This is a genomic window from Achromobacter sp. RTa (genome assembly GCF_000757485.1).
Lineage (GTDB): Bacteria > Pseudomonadota > Gammaproteobacteria > Burkholderiales > Burkholderiaceae_B > Achromobacter.
On the sequence record NZ_JPYO01000007.1, the window covers coordinates 29231 to 52961 of the forward strand.

The following is a 23731-nucleotide window of genomic DNA, read 5'->3' on the forward strand; positions in this document are numbered from 1 at the left end:
GCCATGGGGTCAGAATGACGAGCCGCCCGCCTCGACCTTGAAACGGCGCACTTCCTGCGCCAGGCGTCCGGCCTGCTCCTGCATGCTGGCCGCGGCGGCCGCGGCCTCTTCCACCAGGGCCGCGTTCTGCTGAGTCACGGTATCCATCTGCGCCACGGCCTGGTTGACCTGGCCGATGCCCGCGGACTGCTCCTCGGAAGCGCTGGCGATTTCGCGCACCAAGGCCGCGACCTGGCCGACGCTGTCCACGACTTCACGCATCGTGCGGCCGGCCTCGTCGACCTGGCGCGTCCCGCCTTCCACGCGAGCCGCGGATTCGTCGATCAAGGCCTTAATCTCCTTGGCCGCCACCGCCGACCGCTGCGCCAGCGTGCGCACCTCGCCCGCCACCACCGCGAAGCCGCGGCCCTGCTCGCCCGCCCGGGCCGCCTCCACCGCCGCGTTGAGCGCCAGGATGTTGGTCTGGAAGGCGATCCCATCGATCACGCCCGTGATCTCGGCGATGCGGCGCGAACTGTCGGAAATGGCGCCCATGGTCTGGACCACGCCATCGACCACCTCTCCGCCCCGGACGGCCACGCGGGAGGCCAGGCCGACCAGCCGGTCCGCTTCGCCGGCATTGTTCGCATTCTGCTGCACGGTGCTGGTCAGCTCCTCCATCGACGCGGCGGTCTCCTCCAGCGAGGAAGCCTGCTCTTCGGTGCGCTGCGACAGGTCGGCGTTGCCCTGCGCGATCTGCGAGGACGCCGAGGCGATGTTCTCACAGCCGTCGCGCACGTCCTTCACTATCCGGGCCAGGCTTTCGTTCATGGCCTTGAGCGCGCCCATCAGCTCTCCGGTCTCGTCGCGCGAGGCCACCTGGATATCGGTCGTCAGATCGCCCGCCGCCACCTGCCGCGCGGCCTTCACGGCCTGCTCCAGCGGACGCACGATGCCGCGTGTGACCAGCCAGCCCAGCAGCATGCCGATCGCCACGCCCATGACCGCCAGGGCGATCATGACGGCGCGCACCGTGCCGTACAGTTCCGTACCGTCCTTCACCGTTTGCGCGGCAGCGCCCTCCTTGCCCTGCGCCAGCGTCGTCATCAGGTCGTCCAGCTTCTCCGACGCCGAGATCACGCGCGCCTCGATCTCGGCCACGCGCGGATCGGCCTGGGTCAGCGGCTGCGACTGGGCCGCGGCGAAGAATGCCGCCGATTCGCGCTTCCAGACCTGCTCGATCTCCGCGAACTGCGCGAGCAGGCGCTTGTTGTCTTCCGAGTAGAAGTTGGCGCTGGCCTTCTCGCGCAGCGCATCCATGTTCCTGATGGCGTCGTCGAACTGCTTGCGCAGGGCCTGGCGCTCCTGCTCGCTCGAGACGGCCAGATACGCGTTGCGGGCCCGGCCCGCGTAAATCAGGTTGATATTGGCTTCCTTGAGATCCGAGATGCCTCGCAGCTCGGTGTCGTAAAGCCGGTCATTCATTGCGTCGATGCGCGCGAGGCCCCAAACCCCGAAAGCGCCGATCGCGCCGCCTACTACCGCGACCAGCAAAAACGCGCCCGACAGGCGCGTGCCGATGCGCATTCCCGAAAAAAACCGCAACATGCTTCCCTTCCCTGTGATTACCCCGGTTTATGGCGGGCGTGCCGCGGTCATGGGCCCCGTGGTTCAGTCGCAGACCGGGGGCAACGATAGCGGTTGGATTTCCTAGGGATAACCCTGAGAAAAAGGCTGTTTGCGCGTCATTTCGCCGCAATGAAGTCGACAATCGACAAGAAAAATACCGGCTGAAGACGAAAAAAAACCCCTCGGATTGGCGAGGGGTTTCTTCGGAGCCGGCACGGGCCGGCCCGTCAGCCTGGCCTTGCGGATCAGGCGAAGTTCTTGGCCGCGAATTCCCAGTTCACCAGCGCCCAGAAGTTCTCCAGGTACTTGGGACGGGCGTTGCGGTAGTCGATGTAGTAGGCGTGTTCCCACACATCACAGGTGAGCAGCGGCTTGTCGGCCGTGGTCAGGGGGGTGGCGGCGTTGCTGGTGTTGACGATGTCGACCGAGCCGTCGGCCTTCTTGACCAGCCAGGTCCAGCCCGAACCGAAGTTGCCGGCGGCCGACTTGTTGAACGCTTCCTTGAAAGCGTCGAAGCTGCCCCACTTGGCGTTGATGGCGTCAGCCAGCTTGCCGGTGGGAGCTCCGCCCGCCTTGGGGGCCAGGCTGTTCCAGTAGAACGTGTGGTTCCAGATCTGGGCGGCGTTGTTGAAGATGCCACCCGAGGACTTCTTCACGATGTCTTCCAGCGACAGCGATTCGAATTCCGTGCCCGGGATCAGGTTGTTCAGGTTCGTGACGTAGGTCTGATGATGCTTGCCGTAGTGGAACTCCAGCGTTTCCTTGGAGATGTGCGGCGCCAGCGCGTCCAGTTCGTAAGGCAGGGGGGGAAGAGTATGTGCCATGTGAAAGTTCCTTCTGTTGAGTGCACGATCAAGCCGTTCAATTGTATCGGCAACTCATGAGGATACCGCGTTAACCCCGCCCTGGCGCGGGGTTAACGGACGCTTGCGCCGCGCCTCAAGCGCGCCGGCCGCGAAACGCGGCTCAGGCGGCGTCGCGCGTGTTGCGCGTATGCGTGACCTCGACGCGGGCGCCGCCTTGCGCAAAGCTGAGATCCAGCGCCTGCCCCGCCGCCAACGCCGCCGCGTCGCGCACGATGCGGCCTTCCGCATCGCGGGCGATGGAATAGCCGCGGGCCAGCGTATTGCCGGGATCCAGCGCGCGCAGTTGCGCCGTTGCGGCCGCCAGCCTGTCGCGACGCTGCGCCAGCATCCGCGCATGCGCCTGGCCCAGCTGGCGCAGCGCGCCGTTCAGGCGGTCGGCGGCGCGGCCGGTGTCGGGCACGCGGTGCGCCAGCCGCTGCGTCAGCAGGTTGACCCGCGCCGAGCGGCGGGCCTGCGGCCCCGCCCAGGCGGACGCCAGGCGGAAGCGCAGGCTGTTGAGACGTTCGCGCTGGTGCTCCAGCCGCTGCGCCGGAGACACGAGCTGCGCGGCGGCGCGGTCCAGCCTCTGGGCCGCGCGTTCGAGCCTGCGCTGCTGCCCCCGCGCCATCGCCTGGCCCGCATGCATGACGCGGCCCAGCAGTTCGGAACGCGGCACGCAAGCCAGTTCGGCGGCCGCCGTCGGCGTGGGCGCGCGCACGTCGGCCACGAAGTCGGCGATCGTGAAATCCGTTTCGTGCCCCACGCCGCTGATGACCGGAATCTCGCTGGCCGCGACCAGGCGCGCCAGGCCCTCGTCGTTGAAGCTCCACAGATCCTCGATGCTGCCCCCGCCCCGCACCAGCAGCAAGGTGTCCACTTCGGCGCGTTCATTGGCCAGCCGCAACTGGGCCGCCAGGCGCCCGGCCGCATCCGCCCCCTGGACGGGAGCCGGATAGATGATCACGGGCACTTGCGGGGCGCGCCGGGCCAGGGCCGAAAGCACATCCCGCAACGCCGCGGCATGCAGGGAGGTGATGACGCCGATCGCTCGGGGCAGGCGCACGGGTTCGCGCTTGCGGGCAGGATCGAACAGGCCCTCGGAGGCCAGCTGCTCCTTCAGCCGCAGGAACGCTTCATAAAGATTGCCGACCCCGGCGCGGCGCATGGCGTCGGCCTGCAACTGGTAGTCGCCGCGGGGCTCGTACAGGGATACCCGCGCCCGGATCTCGACCTGGTCGCCCGCCCTGGGCATGAACCCCACCGCGCTGGCGCGGCTCCGGAACATGACGGCGCGCACGGAAGCCCGGCTGTCCTTGAGCGTGAAATACCAATGCCCGGAAGCCGCGGCCGTGAAGTTGGAAATCTCTCCGCGCACCCATAGCGCCGGAATGCTGCGCTCCAACAACTGCCCTACTGCTTGGTTCAACTGGGCAACCGTCAGGATATCCCGCGCAAATGCGTTGTTTGTGACTGCAAATTCAATTGTCATGAGGCTTTCCGATGCATAACCTGTCCACAGGGCACGCGTAGCGGGCCGCCATCATACCGCGTCCCCGCTTGTTTGCCCCAATCGGCCCGATAGCCAGCAAATTCGAATCAAACCATTGATTTATATGGATTTTTTATGAAAATCGGGCTGATCGAAATTGAAGCAAACAAGTGCAAGCCCTGTGCCCACAAGCATTCCGGCCAAGTTTTACACAGAATTATCCACAAGATCTGTGGATAGCTTTGGGGTCGTTCCGACTTGCCACGCCCCGGCCGCCCCGTTACAGTTTCGGCTTGATCAGTTGCCCTGCGCCCGCCCCCTGCGCGCATGGCGCTCCCCGGGAGTTGAACGCTTTGCTTTCCATCTTGCGCGAGGCCGGCTGGCCTATCTGGCCCCTGCTGGCGACATCTGTCCTGGGCTTGGCGCTGATCTTCGAGCGCTTCCTCTCGCTGCGGCGCGGGCTGGTCATGCCGCGCGGCCTGAACGAACAGGTCGCGGAAATGCTGCGCAACCGCCAGGACACCCCCGAATCGATCAACCGCCTAGAACGCAATTCGCCGCTGGGCCGTGTGCTGGCCGAGGTGATGCGGCATCGCCACCTGCCGCGCGAAGAGCTGCGCAACGTGGTCGAGGACGCCGGCCGCGCCGTCGCCCATGACCTCAGCCGCTACATATCCGCCATCGGCACCATCGCCGTCATCGCGCCCTTGATGGGCCTGTTCGGCACGGTGGTCGGCATGATCGAGATCTTCGGCTCCTACACTCCCGGCGGCGGCGACCCGGCGCAGCTGGCGCGCGGCATCTCGATCGCGCTCTACAACACCGGTTTCGGCATCCTCATCGCCATTCCCGCCATGATCGCCCACCGCTACCTGCGCGGCCGCGTGGACGGCTACCTCAGCGCCATGGAACAGGCCGCGTCGCGCCTGGTCCGCGCCGTATCGTCCCACTCCGTCCATTCCCGCGAGGGCCGTTCATGAATTTCCGCGGATCCCGGGGCGACCGCGATGAGCTGGACATCAACCTGATCCCGCTCATCGACGTCCTGCTGGTCATCCTGATTTTCCTCGCCGCGACCACCTCGTTCGCGCGCTTCACCCAGCTTAAGGTCACCCTGCCCCAGGCCTCGATGGAACAAGACACGCCGCCGGCCCTGGAAGTGGCCATCAGCCAGGACGGGCGCTACGCGCTCAACGGCACGCTCATCGACGTCTCCACCGCGCCCGAGATCGCCGACGCCCTGCGCCAGGCCGCTGCGGGCAAGACGGAACCGCTCGTCGTCATCAACGCCGACGCCCAGGCCACCCACCAATCCGTGATCAACGTCATGGAAGCCGCACGGCTGGCCGGCATCGGCCGCGTCAACTTCGCCGCGCAGACAGCCCGGTGACCGCGAAGCGCGCTTCGACGCTGCTGGCGCGCCAATGGCAGCACGGCGGCTGGCTGTCCACCCTGCTTTGCCCCTTGTCCGCGCTGACCGCCTGGGCGGTGGCGCGCAAGCGCGCACGCTATCTGGACGGCTCGCGCCCGGCCTATCGGGCTCCCGTGCCCGTGGTGGTGATCGGCAACGTCTATGTTGGCGGCACCGGCAAGACGCCGATGGTCATCGCCACAGTGGAAAGCCTGCGCGCCCGCGGCTATACGCCGGGGGTGGTCAGCCGCGGCTACGGCGTCAAGGTCGGCCCGCACGCCCGCGTCGGGACCGGCGCGCTGGAGGCGGCCCACTACGGCGACGAGCCGGCGCTGATCGCGCGCGCAACCGGCGCTCCGGTATCGGTCCACCCCAGGCGCGCCCTGGCCGCCCAGGCCCTGCTGCAGGCGCACCCCGAGGTGGACGTGATCGTCTCCGACGACGGCCTGCAGCACCTGGCGCTGGCGCGGGATATCGAGATCGTGGTGCAGGATGAACGCGGCGTGGGCAACGGCCGCCTGCTGCCGGCCGGCCCCCTGCGCGAGCCGGCCAGCCGGCTGCGCGAAGTGGACGCCGTGGTGACGAATATCGGCGCGCCCGACGGCCGGCCGCAGGACGCCGCCGCGGGCCGTCCGCGCCAGGTGCGCATGTGGCTGGAACCCGGAGACGCCCGGCAGATCGAAGGCGGGGGCAGGCGTCCGCTGGCGGCCTTCGCCGGGCAGCCGCGCATCGCGGCGGCGGCCGGCATCGGCAATCCTGAGCGGTTCTTCGCCACGCTGCGGGCAGCCGGCATCGCGCCGGAAACCACGCTGGCCCTGCCGGACCATCACGACTACGCCGAATCGCCCTTCCGGGCGCTGAAGGCCGACGCCATACTGGTCACCTCCAAGGACGCCATCAAGTGCCCCGCCCTGGGCGACGTCCGCCTGTGGGAGGTGCCAGTGCGCGCCGGCTTCTCCGACCCGGAACTGTTCGATTGGCTGGCGCAGGCGCTGCGCCAGCCCGCCGCGAGCGGAAACTAGAAAAACGCTGGCTTGGCCGCGGCGCGGCGCGCGTCGTACTCCCGCAGTCCGCGCTTGCGGGCGGAGGCCTGGCGCCAGCGGACGACGGCCAGCGGCAGGTGCGCCAGCACCAGCAGGCCCGCCAGCAGCAGCCAGGCCATGCGCGCCAGCGACGGAAGGGGTTCGTCCAGGCTGCGCTCCGCGTCCACGACGACCTCCGGCGCGCCGGAGGCATCGCTGCCCGTGCCCGCGGCCAGGCCGCCGACCTTGAACGGCATCACTCCCTCGGGCGACAGGTACTTCAGCCGTTGATTCCACGCTGCCAATTGGCCTTCGGCCCCTACGCCCGGCACGCTGGGCAGCGCCGTACGCGGGCCGGGCAGCACCTGCAGCACCACGCCGCCGCGCTGCGTGTCCATCGTGCTGCGGGAAGCGCGCTCCACGGCGGCCTCCAGCACCCCGCTCATGCTGGACCGGGCCAGCCTGCGCATGTCTTCGACATAGCGCGAGAACATCACGCCCTCGTCGTTGCGACCCTTGGCCTTGAACGCGCCGCCCTCCGCCAGCTTGTAGAGCTCCAGCCAACTGCCGGGCTGCTCCTGCGCCAGCAGGATATTGGAGGCGAATTCCCGCTTCAACCGGTCGCACCGGGAAATCGATTCCCCCGAAGCCTGTCCGCAGGCTTCCTCGATGGTGGCAACCGTCTCGCTCAGGCCGACCACACTACTGGCCGAAACGCCGCGCGCGTTGTAGGCCGCCATGGGATCGGCGCGCATGCGGCTGTAGACCTGGCTGGCCACCAGCACGTCCAGCATCGGATTGGACCGGGTCTTCAGGAAATCGCCCGAATACAGCTGCCGGACCGCTTCGTTCACTTCCAGGCGGGCGGGCTGGGGCGCCTCGCCGCCCCAGCGCAGGCGGCTGCAATCGAAAGCCGTCCGGCCGGCATCGTCGTCGCGCCGCAGTTCGCAGCGCGCGCGGCCCTCCAGCGAAACCGGAACGCCGAAGCCCGGCGGATCCTGGGCCAGTTCGGCGGCCGAGGCGTAGACGCGCGGCTGCGCGCCCCGCAGCCAGGCGCCTGCCAGCGCCGCATCGCCCTCGAGATTGTCCGCGGATGCGCAAAGCGCCCACCCGGCCAGCGCCCCGACCAGCGCCAGCGTGGCGTGGCGCCCCCAGAACACGCGCGGGTACAGGCGCTGCTCTTCGTCCACCGAATGGCTCGCGCCCAGGCGGACGACCGAATAATCCTCCACGCGCACGTCCACATCGACGCGCCCGTCCTCCGGCAGCTCCAGCGTGGAGCGCCAATGGTCCGGCAGCTTGACGGGCAGCTTGTCGCCCAGGAACAGCTGGGTGGACACGGCCTGCGCATTGTCCGGATTGGTCAGCACGATGGCGTGGAGCTCGCCCCTGGCGCGGTTCACTTTCCAGGGCGCGCGCGATCCGCGCCTGCCCCAGGTCAGCCACAGCGCCAACGCGGCCAGCGCGGCGGCCCCGCCGGCGAATGCCGCGCCGCCGCCCACCCCCGCCGCGGCCAGGCCCGTGAAGGCCAGCGCCCACAGCACCGAGATCCAGAACCCGATGCCCGGATGCTGGCGGGCCGCGACCTCCGCGGGCGTTTCATCGCGCTGGCCCAGGATCTCGACGCGCATCGCCTCGGCCAGCTCGCGCTCGCTCTGCTCCCGCTGCCCGGCATCCGATGCGTCGGACGCCTGCGTCTGCGGATCGACCACATTCTGCATGGCCCCGGCCTTGCCGGCGGTCCATTGCTGGTCCTTCCGGTGGCGGCGCTGCTCGCGCTCGCGCCCGCCGGCCAGGTCGAACTCTCCGTTCAGGGCGACGACGATGGCGTACTTCTCCGTCATCGCCACTTCCGCCACGTTGTCTGCGCGCAGAAAGCCGCGGGCATCGTAGGGCAGCACCACGTCCACCCCGCCCAGCGTGTCGTGCATGGTCGAGCCGCCCTGGTTCGACGAAATGCCGTGGCGCACGAATGCGCCGCGCAGCGGGAAAATTCCGTCGTTCACCAGCTTCCCCGCCTTCTTGAGGCCTGCCGGATGGATCAGGAAGGGCTGCAGCATCTCGCGTTCCGCCGCGCTCATTCGCCGCAAGGGCCGGCCTTCCCGCTTCAGGTCCCGCAGCGCGCCCTTGTTGTCGCTGCGCCGGACCATGTAGGTGACCCCGCTGACCACCGTCCAGACCAACACGATGATCATCAGGCCCAGCTTGAGGGTGTTGGCATCCATGTTTTTCCTCTGCTTGGAATCGCGGCGGATGATAGCGACCATCCGTCCCGCAATTCGCAACACACAATTCAAAACATGACATTAATTAACAAATGAACAAAAATCACGGCCGTCCCCGACTGCGCGGCCCTCCCGCACGCGCCTCCAGGGTCGGTCCGGCACGGGGCAAACTGCTTTAGAATTCCGCTCATGGAATCCCGCCTTCTCGACATCCTCGTCTGCCCTCTTTGCAAGGGCCGCCTCGAACACGACCGGCAGCAGGCCGAACTGGTTTGCCGCGCCGATCGCCTGGCCTTCCCCGTGCGCGACGGCATCCCCGTCATGCTGGAGTCGGAAGCCCGCGCGCTCGACGACGCCGCCCCCGCCTCCCACTGAACCGCCGCCGCATGAGTTTCATCGCCCTGATTCCGGCGCGCACGGCCTCGACCCGGCTGCCCGACAAGCCGCTGGCCGACATCGCCGGCAAGCCCATGGTGGTGCGCACGGCCGAGCGCGCCGCGCAGTCCGGCGCCGAGCGCGTCTACGTCGCCACCGACGACGTGCGCGTCCAGCAGGCCGCGCAGGCCCATGGCCTGGAGGCCTTGATGACCCGCGGCGACCATCCCACCGGCACCGACCGGCTCGCCGAAGCCGTGGACCAGCTCGGCCTGCCCGATGACGCCATCGTGGTGAACGTCCAGGGTGACGAACCGCTGATCGAGCCCGGCCTCATCGACGCCGTCGCCGCCAAGCTCCAGGCCTGCCCGGAAGCCGACATCGCCACCTGCGCCTGCCCTCTGGCCGACGCCGAAGCGCTGTTCAACCCCAACGTGGTGAAACTGGTCTGCGCCGCGGACGACCGCGCCCTGTATTTCTCGCGCGCTCCCATCCCGTGGGCCCGCGACGCCCTTGCCGCCGGCGAGCGCGTGCTGGCCGACGGCCTGCCCGCCTGGCACCACATCGGCCTTTACGCCTATCGCGTGTCGTTCCTGCGCCGCTACCCCGCCTTGCCCCAGGGCGCGCTGGAGCGTTTCGAGTCTTTGGAACAGCTCCGGGCCATGGAGCATGGGCATGTCATCGTCGTCCATCTGGCCTCCCACCCTCCTGCCGCGGGCGTAGATACCCCCGCGGACCTGGAACGCGTCCGGCAGGTCTACGCCAGACAGACATAAGGGTTATTTCCTATAGCGTGGCGCCGCATCGGCTGCTGCATTGCGGCATAATTCCCCGGATCACAAAAAATAAACCCCTTCAGGAGCACTCATGCGTCTCATCTTGCTCGGACCCCCCGGCGCCGGCAAAGGCACCCAGGCCGCGTTTCTTACCCAGCACTTCGGCATTCCCCAGATCTCCACCGGCGACATGCTGCGCGCGGCGGTGAAGGCGGGCACGCCACTAGGTATCGAAGCCAAGAAGGTCATGGACGCCGGCGGCCTGGTCTCCGACGAGATCATCATTGGCCTCGTGCAGGACCGCCTGAAGCAGGCCGACTGCGCCAATGGCTACCTCTTCGACGGCTTCCCCCGCACCATCCCGCAGGCCGACGCGCTGAAGAGCGCCGGGGTCAAGCTGGACTACGTGGTGGAAATCGAAGTCCCCGAAGAAGACATCATCGAACGCATGAGCGGACGCCGCGTGCACCAGCCCAGCGGCCGCAGCTACCACGTGCGCTTCAACCCGCCCAAGGTGGAAGGCCGTGACGACATCACCGGCGAAGAACTGATCCAGCGCGACGACGACCGCGAGGAAACCGTGCGCAACCGCCTGTCCGTGTACCGCGAGCAGACTCGCCCCCTGGTCGACTACTACTCGACCTGGGCGCAGCAGGATGCGGCCGGCGCGCCGAAGTACCGCAAGATTTCGGGCGTGGGCGCGGTCGACGAAATCAAGTCGCGCCTGTTCGAGGCCGTCAAGAGCTGACCGGCGCCTTGGCTTAAATGAAGGCCTTCGGCGCCGGCCGGACGCAACGCGTTCCGGTCCCGGCCCGAAGGCTTTGTCATATTCGGCGCCTGCCGCGCCGTTTTCATCCCTTGAATTTATCTGGTGGCAGAGACATGGAAATCGCGAACAAGGTATTCATCGTTACGGGTGGCGCGTCCGGACTGGGCGCTGGCACCGTGCGCATGCTGGTGCAGAACGGCGCCAAGGTCGTCATCGCCGACGTCCAGGACGAGCCGGGCGAAGCCTTGGCCAAGGAACTGGGCCAGCGCTACGTGCATTGCGACGTGACGCAAGAAACCGACGGCAAGAACGCCGTCGCCGCGGCCAAGGAACTGGGCGCCCTCTTCGGCCTGGTGAACTGCGCCGGCGTGGCTCCCGCCGCCAAGATCGTCGGCAAGAACGGCGCCCATCCGCTGGACCTGTTCCAGAAGGTCGTGTCGATCAACCTGATCGGCAGCTTCAACATGATGCGCCTGGCCGCCGAGGCCATGAGCGCCAACGCGCCGGAATCCACCGGCGAGCGCGGCGTGATGATCAACACCGCCTCCGTCGCCGCCTTCGACGGCCAGATCGGCCAGGCGGCCTACGCCGCCTCCAAGGCGGGCGTGGCCGGCATGACCCTGCCGATCGCCCGCGACCTGGCCAAGACCGGCATCCGCTGCATGACCATCGCCCCGGGCATCTTCGGCACCCCCATGATTTTCGGCATGCCGCAGGAAGTGCAGGACTCCCTGGCCGCCAGCATCCCCTTCCCCGCCCGCCTCGGCCGTCCGGAAGACTACGCCAAGCTGGTCCACAGCATCATCACGAACGATATGCTGAATGGTGAAACCATCCGTCTCGATGGCGCGATCCGCATGCCTCCGAAGTGATTGGGCCCCCACGCCGCGCACACTTCGTGTGCTTGCTGCCCCCCGAGGGGGCTGGCCCGCCTTGGGGCGGCCCGGCGGCGGCGGCGCGGCTATTTTTGCGTAGATCGTCAAGACAGCTATCGGTGCCCGCGTCTATTCTTGCAGCCTCGACGCGGGCCGTTCTAGGTATCGGACATTCTTGCGGGCGCGGCGCCTTTCGGGCGAATATCCTGCATTGCGGGGCCAGTCGGCCCCTTTTTCATTACATAGCCTTCCCATGAGCCTGTTTCGTTCGGCGGCCACGGTCAGCAGTTTTACGCTGCTGTCCCGCATTTCCGGCCTGGTCCGCGACATCCTGGTAGCCCGCGCCTTTGGCGCCGGCCCTATCACTGACGCCTTCTGGGTCGCGTTCCGCATTCCCAATCTGCTGCGCCGGCTGTTCGCGGAGGGCGCCTTCGCGCAGGCCTTCGTGCCCATCCTGGGCGCGGCGCGCAACAACCGTTCGCCGGAAGAGGTCCGCACGCTGCTCGACCGCGTCGCGTTGCTGCTGACGGCGGCGCTGATGCTGATTACGCTGGCAGGCATCGTCGCGGCGCCCTGGGTGGTGTCCGCCATGGCCAGCGGCCTGCGCGGCGCGGACCGCGACACCGAATTCGGCGCCGCCGTCTGGATGACGCGGATGATGTTCCCGTACATCTTCTGCATGTCACTGGTGGCCTTCGCCTCGGGCGTGCTCAACACCTGGCGCCGTTTCGCCGTGCCGGCCTTCACGCCGGTGCTGCTCAATCTTGCCATGATCGCCGCCTGCCTCTGGCTGGCCCCGCGCGTGGACGTGCCCATCTATGCGCTGGCCATCGGCGTAATGATCGGCGGCGTGGCGCAATTGGCGGTGCAATGGGCCGCCCTGGCGCGGCTGGGCCTGACCCCGCGACTCACGCTCCGGTTCGGCGAAGCCCGGCGCGACCCGACGGTGCAGCGCATTCTCAGGCAGATGGCGCCCGCCACGCTGGGCGTGTCCGTGGCCCAGCTCTCCCTGCTGATCAACACCAATATCGCCACCTGGCTTACGCCGGGCAGCGTGACCTGGCTGTCCTTTGCCGACCGCCTGATGGAATTCCCCACCGCCTTGCTGGGCGTTGCGCTGGGCACCGTGCTCCTGCCCAGCCTGTCGGCGGCGCATGCCAGCGACGATCACGGCGGCTACAGCGCGCTGCTGGACTGGGGCCTGCGCCTGGTGCTGCTGCTGGGCCTGCCGGCCGCGGTCGGCATGGCGCTGCTGTCGGACGGGCTGGTCGCCACGCTGTTCCACTACGGCGCTTTCGGCGCGCAGGACGTCGCCCAGACCCGGCTCGCCGTCATCTCTTACTCCGCGGGGCTGATCGGCCTGCTGGCGGTCAAGATCCTGGCCCCCGGCTTCTACGCCAAGCAGGATATCCGCACCCCCGTGAAAATCGCTATCGGCGTGCTGATCGTGACGCAGCTGCTGAACCTGGCGCTGGTGCCCCTGATGGCGCATGCCGGCCTGGCGCTCGCCATCGGGCTGGGAGCCTGCCTGAACGCGCTGGCGCTGCTCTTCGGACTGCGGCGCCGCGGCGTCTACCAGCCCGGGCCGGGCTGGGCGGCGTTCGCCCTGCGGCTGCTGCCCGCGCTGGCCGCGCTGGCCGCGCTGCTCTGGTATGTGGACGGCCGGATCGACTGGATCGCCCTGCAGGCCCATCCCGGCCTGCGCGTGGCGTGGCTGGCCGGCGTGCTGGCCGCCAGCGGGGCGGTCTACTTCGGAATGTTGTTACTGTTTGGCTTCCGCCCTCGGGATTTCGGGCGACGCCCCGCACGTTAAATTCGGCAATTCTGCCGGGATTCACTCGGAAAGCCGGCCTAGTGCTGGCTTTTTTTGCACTAGATCCGTCAAGAATTGACAATAACCCGGTAATCTTTGGTAAAAAACCTTTATTATTTACAAGTTGCCAACGAAAGGATCCCCCCCGGGAACATATGCGGGGACATGAAGTGAAGTACGCCCAAGGACAACCCATGGCGGACCAGGTCATCAATTGGCTGCTGCTGTTGCGCTCAGGCAAGGCAACAGCGCAAGACTACAACGACTTTCTGGCTTGGCGCGCAGCCGACCCTGCCCATGAGAACGCCTGGCAACAGTTGACAGGCTCATTGGAAGGGTCGACGTTCGGCCGGCTGGGCGACGCCTACCCTGCGGGGTACGCCACCGCCGGCTCGGCGCCGCCGCCGCAGTCCCTGTCCGCACCGCCCCAGGTCATCGTGCCTGGCCGCCGCCGCTTCCTGACCGGCGCGCTGGCGCTCGCGGGTACCGGCGCCTGCGCGGCCTATGTGGGCAATGCATTCTATCCCTTGAGCAACGTCGCGGCGGACGCCGCCACGGCCACCGGCGAACGCCGCCGCTACGTCCTGTCTGACGGCAGCCAGCTCCTGCTTGACGCCCGCAGCCGCGTCAACCTGGATTTCACGCCGGCCTACCGGCAGGTCCGCCTGCTGGATGGCGCCGTCACGGTATCGGTCGCTCCCGACGCCCGCCGCCCCTTCCTCGTCCAGACCGCCCAAGGCACGGTCCGCGCCCTGGGCACTCGCTACATGGTGCGGCAGCAGGCCCAGCGCACGGTCGTGGTGGTTCATGAACACGAGGTCGAGGTCGAAACCATGTCCGGCGCCCACGGCGCCGTCCGCGCCGGCACCGGCGCCCGTTTCGATGCGTCCCGCATGGATACCCCGCGCGCCGAGCTCATGGCCGAAGCCGCCTGGGAAGCGGGCTGGGTCGAGGCCCGGGGCCGTCCGCTGGCCGAGGTGATCGCCGCCCTGCGCCCGTACCGCAGCGGCACCCTGCGCGTTTCCATGGCGGCCGGCGGCCTCCCCGTCTCGGGCCATTTCCCGCTGGACGATACCGACGCCGCGCTGGACACGCTCCGCGACATGATGCCGATCCAGGTCCGCCGCTTCACGCCCTGGTTCGTGTCGATCAACGTCGCCGCGTGACAACGCCTTCGCGTCCGCGCCGTGCCGCCGGACCCGCTTCGTTGTATACTTATCACGGTGTTTTTATCCAGTAGGCGCCGCGGATTCTCCTTCAGGCCGGATTTCCTCCGGGCTTTTTCGAGGATCATCCGCAAGGGTTCTCCAGCCCAGGAATTTTTCTCCTAGCGCCCCCCGCCCGGTTGACGGGCGCTCCATCGGTAGACTTGACATTAAAAGCTTGCAATCCCATAGGGACTTGCTACAATGTTCGACTTTGCCGAATTCAACTTATATAGCAACATGGCCAATACCGCCCAAGCCCGCAAGCGCGCTCGCCAATCCGTTGAGCGCAACAAGCACAACTCCAGCCTGCGCTCGATGCTGCGCACCGCCATCAAGCGCGTTCGCCAATCCATCGCCGCTGGCGACAAGGCTGCGGCAGGCGAAGTGTTCCAGAAGGCCACCAGCGTGATCGATCGCGTGGCTGACAAGAACATCATCCACAAGAACAAGGCCGCTCGCCACAAGAGCCGCCTGGCTGCCGCCATCAAGGCGCTGGCCTAAGCCATTCTGCCGCCCCGGTTTTCCGGGGCGTCACGAATACGGCAAATAGAAAAGGATGCCCACGGGCATTCTTTTTTGTCGCCGGGCCGCCCCAAGACAAAAACGCCCCCCCTGGGGGGCAGCAAACTCGCGAAGCGGGTGCAGCGTGGGGGCATTTTTTTGTCGCCGGGCCGCCCCAAGACAAAAACGCCCCCCTGGAGGGCAGCAAACTTGCCTGCTCCCGACCCGGTGCCCCTCAGTCCAGGCCGGACGCCAGACGCATCTCGATCGCCCCGGCCGCTTCGCGCAGCGACGCCATGAACGCGCCCACCAGCGGATTGCCCGGGCGGTGCTCCGGAAACACGACGCTGACGCGGAACGGAAAGGAGCGGGCCAAGGGACGGATGTGCAGCCCGCGGCCCACGAAATCCAAAGCGGTCAGCGGATTCACGATGGCCAGGCCCAGCCCCTGGCGCACGAAGGCGCAGACGGATGCGGCAGCGGGCGTCTCCACGATGGACCGCCGCAATACGCCCGCCTCGGCAAAGGCCTCGTCGATCAGGATCCGGTAGGGATCGCTGGAAGACAGGCTGACGAAGGTCTCCGCCTCGAAGTCCGGCAGCTCGATCCGCGAGCGCGCCAGCAATGGGTGGCTGTCGGGCAACACGCACACTTCATCGACTTGCAACAACAGCTCCACGCGCGTGCCGGCAGGCGCCGCGTCGTGCTCGGTGAGGCCGAGATCGTAGCGCTGCGCCGTCAGCCATTCCTCCAGCACGGGCGACTCCTGCGTTTCCACGGCCAGGCTCACGCCTTCATGCCGCTCATGGAACCGCCGGAACGCATCGGGCAGGATCGAATGGGAGAACACGGGCAAGGCGATGACCGACAACTGCCCACCCTTGAACGCCCGCAGGCGCGCCGCGGCGGACGCCACCCGCTCCAGCCCGGCGTAGGACTGCCGGACCTCGTCGAACAGCGCCAGGCCCGGCATGGTGGGCCGCAGGCGCCCTCCTACCCGCTCGAACAGGGCAAAGCCGATGCCCTGCTCCATGCGCGCAAGCTCCCGGCTCACCGTGGGCTGGGACGAACCCAGCAGCTCGGCCGCCTTCGTCACGCTGCCGGCGATCATCACGGCGCGGAAGACTTCGATATGCCGATGTGTCAGCATGCCTGGCCCATATCCATAATGAATAGATGAAGGAAATCCAGGCATTTTACTGGATGACGGAACCCGGGCATCATGCCGCCTGGTTTCACTCCCCTGAGGTTACGCCAGCCATGGCATTCGATCCGCGCCAACTCACCCAGCTCGCCGCCGAACACGGCACGCCGTTATGGGTCTACGACGCCGCCATCATCCGTGAACGCATCGCGCAACTGCGCCGCTTCGACACCATCCGTTATGCGCAGAAAGCCTGCTCGAACCTGCACATCCTGCGACTGATGCGGGCGGAGGGCGCGGTAGTGGATGCCGTGTCCCTCGGCGAGATCGAGCGCAGCCTCGCGGCCGGCTTCCAGCCGCAAGGCGAGCCGGAAGGCATCGTGTTCACCGCGGACCTGATCGACCACGCCACGCTGGCCGCCGTGCTCAAGCATGGCATCACCGTGAACGCGGGCTCGCTGGACATGCTGGCCCGCGTCGGCCAGGCCTCGCCCGGCCATCGCGTCTGGCTGCGCATCAATCCGGGATTCGGCCACGGCCACAGCAACAAGACCAACACCGGCGGCCCGCAAAGCAAGCACGGCATCTGGATCGGCGACCTCGCCGAAGCCATGTCCATCGTGCGCCGCCACGGCCTGAAATTGGTCGGCATCCACATGCACATCGGCTCGGGCGTGGACTACGCGCACTTGTCGAGCGTGTGCAACGCCATGGTGGACGTCGTGGCGTCTCTGGATCACGACATCGAAGCCATTTCGGCGGGCGGCGGCCTGTCCATTCCGTACCGCGACGGCGAACCGCGCATCGACTGCGACCACTATTTCGAGCAATGGGACGCGGCGCGCAAGCGCATTGCCGAACGCCTGGGCCATGAAGTCCGCCTGGAAATCGAGCCGGGCCGCTTTCTGGTGGCCGAGGCCGGCGCGCTGGTGGCCGAGGTGCATTCCATCAACCGCCGCCCCGAACGCGACTTCGCGCTGGTGGACGCGGGGTTCAACGACCTGATGCGTCCGGCCATGTACGGCAGCTACCACCGCATTTCGGTGCATGCGCCGGACGGCGGCCAGCCGCAGGGCACGCCTGAAGCCCGCATCGCGGTGGCCGGCCCGCTTTGCGAATCGGGCGACGTCTTCACCCAGGACGCGGGCGGCGTCGTGTCCGACCAGTTGCTGCCCCGGCCGCGGATCGGCGATTTCCTCGTCTTCCACAGCGCGGGCGCGTACGGCTCGTCCATGTCCTCGAACTACAACAGCCGCCCGCTGGCGCCCGAAGTGCTGCTCGACAACGGCAAGGCCCGCCTCATCCGCCGGCGCCAGACGATCGCGGAATTACTGGCGCTGGAAGAGTAACCCTTCCCGATACCCCGTGTGTCAGACACCCTTACGAGCCACCCGTCCCACTGAAAGCCCCCCTCCCGGGTGTCTGACACCGGCTGACTTTGAATGGCCGTCCCTACAAGATTAGTGTCAGACACCCGGGGCCATCGTTTCACCGCAAAGTCCATTTCGTACGGGTGTCAGACACTGGCTGCCGATGCTCCGTGTGTCAGACACCCTGCCCTATACCCGTGTGTCAGACACCCTTACGAGACACCCGTCCCACTGAAAGTCCCCCTCCCGGGTGTCTGACACCGGCTGACTTTGAATGGCCGTCCCCGCACGATTAGTGTCAGACACCCGGGGCCATCGTTTCACCGCAAAGTCCATTTCGTACGGGTGTCAGACACTGGCGGATCACGTGGGGAACGCCTCCCTCGCGGCGAACACCGCCTGCTTGAACACCCCCAGGTCGGTGCCCACGGCCACGAAGTGCATGCCCATGTCCAGGTAGCGCCGCGCGTCGGCATGCACCGGCGCCAGGATGCCCACCGCCTTGCCCTGGGCCGAGACGCGCTGGTACAGGTGGCGGATGGTTTCCTGGACTTCGGGATGGCCGGGGTTGCCGATGTGGCCCAGCGCGGCGGCCAGGTCGGAGGGGCCGATGAACACGCCGTCCACGCCCTCCACCGACGCGATCTCGTCCACGGCATCGATGCCGGGGCGGCTTTCGATCTGAAGCAGCACGCAGATGTTGTCGTTGATGGTGTGCAGGTAGTCCGGCACCGTGCCGTAGCGGTTGCTGCGCTGCGCGCCCGCCACGCCGCGCATGCCCTGCGGCGGATAGCGCGTGGCCGCCACGGCGCGGCGCGCGTCTTCCTCCGATTCGATGAACGGAATCAGCAGGTTGTAGAAGCCGATATCGAGCAGGCGCTTGATCTCGACCGGATCGTTCCAGGACGGCCGGCCCACCGCGGCGCTGGCGCTGCCTTGCAGGGCCTGCAGCTGCTGCAGGAACATCGGCACCTCGTTGGGCGAATGTTCGCCGTCCAGCAGCAGCCAGTCGAAGTCCGCCAGCCCCACGAGCTCGGCCGTGATATGGCTGGACATGCACATCCAGAAACCGATGAGCCGTTCACGGGCCAGGATGCGTTGCCGGAAGCGGTTGGGTAAGGGTGAATTCATTGCTGCCTTCTTGTTCAAAAAAATAGAAATCATGCCAGCCGCCGCGGACGGGTGCGCGCAGGCTCGATGCCCGGCCCAGCCGTCCGCGGAAGATCAATCCAGTTTCGCGCCGGACGCCTTGGCCGCCTTGCCCCACTTGGCGATCTCGGCGTCGACGAAAGCCGAGAAGGACTTCGGATCGTTCGCCACCACCACGAATCCCACGCTTTCCAGCTTCTGCCGTATCTCGGGCGAGGACAAGGCCTTCACCGTCGCCTGGTTCAGTTTCTGGATCACCGCGGGCGGCGTCTTGGCGGGCGCGGACAGGCCGAACCAGGACTCCGCGGCGAACCCCGGAAAGCCCGATTCGGCCACCGTGGGCGTATCGGGATAGGCGGGATTGCGCTTGGCGCTGGCGACGGCCAGGGCGCGGACCTTGCCTGACTTGACCTGCGGCAGCAGCGCGTCCTGGTTCAGGAACAGTACCGACACGCGCCCGCCGATGGTGTCCGTGATGGCCGCCGCCCCGCCCTTGTAGGGCACATGCACCAGATCGATCTTGGCGTCCTGTTTCAGCATTTCCATGGCCAGGTGGCCCGAGGAACCGCTGCCGGAACTGGCGTGCGTGTACTTGCCGGGATTCTCGCGCGCCAGCTTGATGAAGTCCGCGAAGGTCTTGCCCGGAAAGTCGTTGTTGGCCACCAGCACGTTGGGCCCGGTGGCCAGGAGCGAGATGTGGGCGAAATCGCCGTTGCGGTACGGCATGTTCTGGTAAACCGCATAGCTGATGGCGTTGGACCCCACGCCGGAGAGCAGCAGCGTGTAGCCGTCGGGCTCCGCCTTGGCGACCATGTCGGAACCGATGTTGCCGTTGGCGCCGCCCTTGTTCTCGACGACGACGGTCTGCCCCAGTTCCTTGGACAGCTCGGCGGCGAGCAGCCTGCCCACCGAGTCGGTGCTGCCGCCCGCCGGGAACGGCACCACCAGCTTCAATTGTCTGGCCGGCCAGGCATCGGACTGCGCGATTGCGGCGACGGGCAGGAAGGTCAGCGCGCCTGCCGCCATGGCGGCCAGGGCGAAGAAGCGTCTGCGCGCATGGGTTTTGTTGGGGTGGTGCATGGTTGTCGTCTCCTCTGTGGCTTTTTTGAGTATGGTTGGTGTCAACCGCTGGCTTGTGTCTGACACCCGTACGAGCGCCTCTTCGATTTGCCTCGCCATTTCCCGGGTGTCAGACACTGACACCCGTACGAGCGGCTCTTCGATTTGCCTCGCCATTTCCCGGGTGTCAGACACCATCTGGGGCGATTGGTGGCTGACACCTGTGCGATGGTTGGTGTCTGACACCCGGGAAGGCCTGCTTCGGCTCGCAAGAACGTTTCGCATGGGTGTCAGACACTGAGGTGTCAGACACTTACATCAATGGATCTCAGGCTCGCCTGCGGCCGAAGCACGCGTTTCAGTCTGAAGAAAATCAAAATCGCAGCCCGTGTCGGCCTGCCCGATGTGCTTCAGGTAGAGCACGCCGTAGCCGCGCTCGAAACGCGGCGGCGGCGCCTGCCAGGCGGCGCGGCGCGCGGCCAGCTCCTCGTCGGATACCAGCAGCTCCAGCCGCCGCGCCGGCACGTCCAGCGCGATGCGGTCGCCGTCCCGCACCAGGGCCAGCGGACCGCCCACGTAGGCCTCGGGCGCCACGTGCAGCACACAGGCGCCGTAGCTGGTGCCGCTCATGCGCGCATCAGATATCCGCACCATGTCGCGCACGCCCTGCTTGAGCAGCTTCTGCGGGATGGGCAACTGGCCCCACTCCGGCATGCCGGGCGCGCCCTGCGGCCCTGCGTTCTGCAGCACGATGACGCTATCGGCATCCACGTCCAGGTCCGGATCGTCGATGCGCGCCGCCATATCGTTGTAGTCCTTGAAGACCACGGCGCGGCCGGTATGCACCTGCAGGCGCTCTTCCATGGCGGGCGGCTTGATCACCGCGCCGTCCGGGGCCAGATTGCCGCGCAGCACCGCCAGCCCGTCGCGCTCGATCAGCGCCTGCGAGCGCGTGCGGATGACGTCTTCATTGAAGATGCGCGCGCCGGCGATGTTTTCGCCGAGCGTGCGGCCGTCCACGGTGCGCTGGGTGGTGTCCAGCAGATCGCCCAGCTGCACCAGCATCGCGCGCAGGCCGCCCGCGTAGTAGAAGTCCTCCATCAGGTACTTGCCCGCGGGCCTCAGATTGGCCAGCACCGGGGTCGTGCGCGCGAGGTGATCGAAGCGGTCCAGGTCGAGGTTGAAGCCGCTGCGGCGGGCCATGGCTATCAGGTGCACGACGGAATTGGTGGAGCCCGACAGCGCCAGCACCGCGCGCACCGCGTTGTCGTAGGACGCCGCGGTCAGCAGGTCGGACGGCTTCAGGTCTTCCCACACCATCTCGACGATGCGCTTGCCCGTCAGGCTGGCCATCTGCGCGTGCCGCGAATCGGGCGCCGGAATGGACGACGCGCCCGACAGGCACAGGCCCAGCGCCTCGACCGCGCCCGTCATGGTGGACGCGGTGCCCATCGTCATGCAGTGCCCGGGCGAGCGCGCGATGCCGTCCTCGACGCCCTGCCAGTCTTCCTCGGTGATGTTGCCGGCGCGCAATTCCGCCCAGTACTTCCAGGTATCCGATCCCGAGCCCAGGGTATTGCCGTTCCAGTTTCCGCGCAGCATCGGGCCGGCCGGAACGAAGATCGTCGGCAGGTCCATGGATACCGCGCCCATGATGAGCGCCGGCGTGGTCTTGTCGCAGCCGCCCATCAGCACACAGCCGTCCGCCGGATAGGAGCGCAGCAGCTCTTCCGTTTCCATCGCCAGCAGGTTCCGGTAAAGCATGGTGGTGGGCTTCTGGAAGGGCTCGGACAGGCTCATGGCCGGCATTTCCACCGGAAAGCCGCCCGCCTGCCAGATGCCGCGCTTGACCTCTTCCACGCGCTGCTTGAAGTGGCTGTGACAGGGGTTGATGTCGCTCCAGGTATTGATGATGGCGATCACCGGCTTGCCGGCGTAGTCCGAGCGGTGATAGCCCATCTGCGCGGTGCGCGAGCGATGCCCGAAAGACCGCAGGTCGCGCACGCCATACCAGCGATGGCTGCGCAGCTCTTCGGGCTTCTTGCGCTTGTCTGAATTGCTCATGTCTCTGTTCCTGTGCTCTTGGGCAAGGGTTTATAGGGAAAACGGAATTACGCCGGGTCCAGCAGGTAAGGCGTGCCTGCGCGCGCGCAGATGGCGCGCAGGCGTTCGGCCAGCGCGGCGGGTATGGGGATGCCCTCGCGCAGCCGGCGCGCGCGCTCGGCGGCTTCGGGCTCGCCCGCCACCAGCACCGGTTCGTCCGGGTTGGCGGGCGGCGTGTCGTGCATGGCGTCGATCATGTCGTCCATGTCGGACTCGAACGATCCGGCGGCGCGGAATGCGTCGGGATTGAGCGCCAGGAAGAAATGCCCCACGTCGTCGGGCTCGCCCGGCCGGCGCGTCGGGGCGCGGCGCGCGGCGAACGCGCTGCCGCTCAGCGTGCCGCCCAGTATCTGCGCCATCATCGCCAGCCCGTAGCCCTTGTGGCTGCTCATGGCGGCCGTGCCGCCCAGCGGCGTCAGCCCGCCCTCGGGGTGCTTGAAGATGAACTGCATGGCGGCGTCCGCGTCGGTGACCGCGCCGCCCTGTCCATCCACCGCCCAGCCTGGCGGCAGCGGCTTGTCCAGGAAGTCGTACACCTTGACCTTGTTGGCCGCGACGGTGGTGGTGGCCATGTCCAGCAGGAAGGGCTCGTTGTAGGCGGCTGGCGCGCCGAAGGCGATGGGGTTCGTGCCCAGCATGGGCATGGCGCCGCGCGTGGGCACCATGATCACCCCGTTGGCGCTGCTCGTCGCCAGCCCGACCACGCCGCGCTCTACAGCGATGCGCGCATAGATTCCGGCCGCGCCGAAGTGATGGGAATTGCAGACCGACACCGCGCCCACGCCATGCTCCAGCGCCTTGTCCACGGCGAGGTGCATGGCCTGCGCGGCAACGGGGTAGCCCAGCCCGCCCATGCCGTCGATCAGCGCGCTGGCGCCGCCGTCGCGCACGATGCGGGCGCGCGCGTCCAGCCGCAGGGATCCCGCGCGCCATTTTTCTTCATAGGCCGGCAGCATCGAGATGCCGTGCGAATCGATGCCCAGCAGGTCCGTGCCGGCCATCAGCCCGGCCGTGGTGCGCGCCAGGTCCTCCGCCATGCCCCAGGCCTGCAACACCCGCAGTATCTGTTCCCGGACCTGCTCCACCGGCACGTCCGTTGCTGTCGCTCCATTCCCTCGCACTCTCTGGTCTCCTCTTGTCGTTGGCGGGTGGCGGCGGGCGGAAAGGCGGGATCAGTCGCGATCCCGGTCCACCAGCCGGTGGCGGGCCTGGCCCAGGTGGAATTGCATGGCGACGCGGGCGCGCTCGCTGTCCTGCTCGCGGATGGCGTCGAGGATGGCGGCGTGCTCGTCCACGACGCGCTGCGCGCGCTGGCGCGAGCCGGTGCGGGTGAGGTTCAGGGTCAGCCTCATGAAGCCGCTGATGGATTCGTGGATGCTCTCCAGCACGCCCAGATAGAAGTCGTTGCCGCTGGCCTCGGCGATGCTGGCGTGAAACGCCAGGTCCGCCTCGGCGGATACCTGGCCGCGCGCCAGGCTGTCCGTGAAGGCCGCGTGCGCATCCTCGATCTTCCTGAGCTGCTCGTCCGTGCGGCGCAGCGCCGCCAGGCGCGCGGCATCGCCTTCCAGCGCCACGCGGACCTCCTGCGCCCGCAGGTAGGCGCTGACGTTCTGCACGTCGTTGAAGGTCTTCAGGCGCGGCGCGGGCTGATGGCTGACGAAAGTGCCCAAGCCCTGGTGCGCGGTAATCAGGCCGTCCGCGCGCAGGCGCAGCAGGGCTTCGCGCACGACGGGCCGCGACACGCCGAAGCGTTCGGATATTTCATTTTCGGAGGGCAGCTTATCGCCGACATTCAGCCCGCCGGACACGATCTGCTCGAAGATCTGCCCGTAGAGCTGGTCCGCCAGCCGCACCCGGTGCCCACGCTCGAGCACCAACGCGCCATGCGCGTCGGGTTCGGCGGACGCATGGGGCGCGGGCGGGGGTGAAGCTTTGGGTCGGGCCACGGAACCTCCTCGATACTACGGAACAGCGCTCATCGTACCGTCA

General features: G+C 67.5%; 21 protein-coding genes. 11 read left to right on the forward strand and 10 right to left on the reverse strand.

Going from position 1 to position 23731, the window contains the following annotated elements; all coding sequences use genetic code 11:
• Positions 1-9: 9 nt before the first annotated feature.
• The 3 genes from JL37_RS03860 to xseA form a co-directional block, all read right to left on the reverse strand.
• Entirely contained in the window at positions 10-1587 is a 1578-nt protein-coding gene (locus JL37_RS03860; RefSeq protein WP_043542150.1) for a methyl-accepting chemotaxis protein, read from the reverse strand.
• A gap of 266 nt (positions 1588-1853) precedes the next feature.
• Complete coding sequence (sodB, locus tag JL37_RS03865) at positions 1854-2432, reverse strand: superoxide dismutase [Fe] (protein ID WP_043542151.1); 579 nt, start codon at positions 2430-2432, stop codon at positions 1854-1856.
• Positions 2433-2574: 142 nt separating this feature from the next.
• A complete protein-coding gene (gene xseA, locus JL37_RS03870) occupies positions 2575-3942 on the reverse strand; it encodes an exodeoxyribonuclease VII large subunit (RefSeq protein ID WP_043542153.1) in 1368 nt (455 codons plus the stop codon).
• Positions 3943-4295: 353 nt separating this feature from the next.
• Between xseA and JL37_RS03875 the strand changes: the two genes are divergently transcribed.
• The 3 genes from JL37_RS03875 to lpxK are packed head-to-tail and all read left to right on the forward strand — an operon-like array spanning position 4296 to position 6375.
• Positions 4296-4922 carry a MotA/TolQ/ExbB proton channel family protein gene (locus tag JL37_RS03875; protein WP_043542154.1) on the forward strand — a complete coding sequence of 209 codons (627 nt, stop codon included), beginning with the start codon at positions 4296-4298 and terminating at the stop codon, positions 4920-4922.
• On the forward strand, positions 4919-5332 hold the full coding sequence (locus JL37_RS03880; protein WP_043542156.1) for a biopolymer transporter ExbD: 414 nt from the start codon (positions 4919-4921) through the stop codon (positions 5330-5332). Before JL37_RS03875 ends, JL37_RS03880 begins: the two co-directional genes overlap by 4 nt.
• Entirely contained in the window at positions 5329-6375 is a 1047-nt protein-coding gene (gene lpxK / locus JL37_RS03885) for a tetraacyldisaccharide 4'-kinase (protein WP_043542157.1), read from the forward strand. The genes JL37_RS03880 and lpxK overlap by 4 nt, the downstream gene beginning before the upstream one ends.
• On the opposite strand, the gene JL37_RS03890 is transcribed toward lpxK, so the two are convergent.
• Positions 6372-8600 (reverse strand): IgaA/UmoB family intracellular growth attenuator, encoded by a 2229-nt coding sequence (locus tag JL37_RS03890; RefSeq protein ID WP_043542309.1) that lies wholly within the window; start codon positions 8598-8600, stop codon positions 6372-6374. The genes lpxK and JL37_RS03890 overlap by 4 nt on opposite strands.
• Before the next feature lie 189 nt (positions 8601-8789).
• Here JL37_RS03890 and JL37_RS03895 point away from each other — a divergent pair, with 189 nt between their 5' ends.
• The 7 genes from JL37_RS03895 (at position 8790) to rpsT (ending at position 14917) form a co-directional block, all read left to right on the forward strand.
• On the forward strand, positions 8790-8975 hold the full coding sequence (locus JL37_RS03895; protein WP_043542160.1) for a Trm112 family protein: 186 nt from the start codon (positions 8790-8792) through the stop codon (positions 8973-8975).
• 11 nt (positions 8976-8986) lie between these two features.
• Positions 8987-9751: a 3-deoxy-manno-octulosonate cytidylyltransferase gene (gene kdsB / locus JL37_RS03900; protein ID WP_043542162.1), complete on the forward strand. Its 765-nt coding sequence runs from the start codon at positions 8987-8989 to the stop codon at positions 9749-9751.
• Between the two features lie 91 nt (positions 9752-9842).
• Positions 9843-10499 (forward strand): adenylate kinase, encoded by a 657-nt coding sequence (gene adk / locus JL37_RS03905; protein ID WP_043542164.1) that lies wholly within the window; start codon positions 9843-9845, stop codon positions 10497-10499.
• Positions 10500-10633: 134 nt separating this feature from the next.
• On the forward strand, positions 10634-11392 hold the full coding sequence (locus JL37_RS03910; RefSeq protein ID WP_043542165.1) for a 3-hydroxyacyl-CoA dehydrogenase: 759 nt from the start codon (positions 10634-10636) through the stop codon (positions 11390-11392).
• Positions 11393-11648: 256 nt separating this feature from the next.
• Entirely contained in the window at positions 11649-13208 is a 1560-nt protein-coding gene (gene murJ / locus JL37_RS03915) for a murein biosynthesis integral membrane protein MurJ (RefSeq protein ID WP_043542166.1), read from the forward strand.
• 194 nt (positions 13209-13402) lie between these two features.
• A complete protein-coding gene (locus tag JL37_RS03920) occupies positions 13403-14374 on the forward strand; it encodes a FecR domain-containing protein (RefSeq protein WP_043542167.1) in 972 nt (323 codons plus the stop codon).
• A 279-nt stretch (positions 14375-14653) separates the two neighbouring features.
• Positions 14654-14917 carry a 30S ribosomal protein S20 gene (gene rpsT / locus JL37_RS03925; protein WP_043542310.1) on the forward strand — a complete coding sequence of 88 codons (264 nt, stop codon included), beginning with the start codon at positions 14654-14656 and terminating at the stop codon, positions 14915-14917.
• A 235-nt stretch (positions 14918-15152) separates the two neighbouring features.
• On the opposite strand, the gene JL37_RS03930 is transcribed toward rpsT, so the two are convergent.
• Positions 15153-16067, reverse strand: coding sequence for a LysR family transcriptional regulator (locus JL37_RS03930; protein ID WP_043542168.1), 915 nt, complete (start codon positions 16065-16067; stop codon positions 15153-15155).
• 110 nt (positions 16068-16177) lie between these two features.
• Here JL37_RS03930 and lysA point away from each other — a divergent pair, with 110 nt between their 5' ends.
• Positions 16178-17410: a diaminopimelate decarboxylase gene (lysA, locus tag JL37_RS03935; RefSeq protein ID WP_043542311.1), complete on the forward strand. Its 1233-nt coding sequence runs from the start codon at positions 16178-16180 to the stop codon at positions 17408-17410.
• Positions 17411-17794: 384 nt separating this feature from the next.
• On the opposite strand, the gene garL is transcribed toward lysA, so the two are convergent.
• The 5 genes from garL to JL37_RS03960 all read right to left on the reverse strand — a co-directional run bounded on the left by garL (position 17795) and on the right by JL37_RS03960 (position 23619).
• The gene (gene garL / locus JL37_RS03940; RefSeq protein WP_043542169.1) at positions 17795-18562 is read right to left on the reverse strand and encodes a 2-dehydro-3-deoxyglucarate aldolase; all 768 of its coding nucleotides are present in this window, start codon (positions 18560-18562) and stop codon (positions 17795-17797) included.
• Between the two features lie 93 nt (positions 18563-18655).
• The gene (locus JL37_RS03945; RefSeq protein WP_043542170.1) at positions 18656-19660 is read right to left on the reverse strand and encodes a tripartite tricarboxylate transporter substrate binding protein; all 1005 of its coding nucleotides are present in this window, start codon (positions 19658-19660) and stop codon (positions 18656-18658) included.
• Between the two features lie 297 nt (positions 19661-19957).
• Complete coding sequence (gene araD / locus JL37_RS03950) at positions 19958-21703, reverse strand: L-arabinonate dehydratase (protein ID WP_043542172.1); 1746 nt, start codon at positions 21701-21703, stop codon at positions 19958-19960.
• Between the two features lie 47 nt (positions 21704-21750).
• Positions 21751-22863, reverse strand: a complete 1113-nt coding sequence (locus JL37_RS03955) for an Ldh family oxidoreductase (protein ID WP_043542173.1) — start codon at positions 22861-22863, stop codon at positions 21751-21753.
• 51 nt (positions 22864-22914) lie between these two features.
• Positions 22915-23619: a FadR/GntR family transcriptional regulator gene (locus tag JL37_RS03960; protein ID WP_043542175.1), complete on the reverse strand. Its 705-nt coding sequence runs from the start codon at positions 23617-23619 to the stop codon at positions 22915-22917.
• Between the last annotated feature and the right edge of the window lie 112 nt (positions 23620-23731).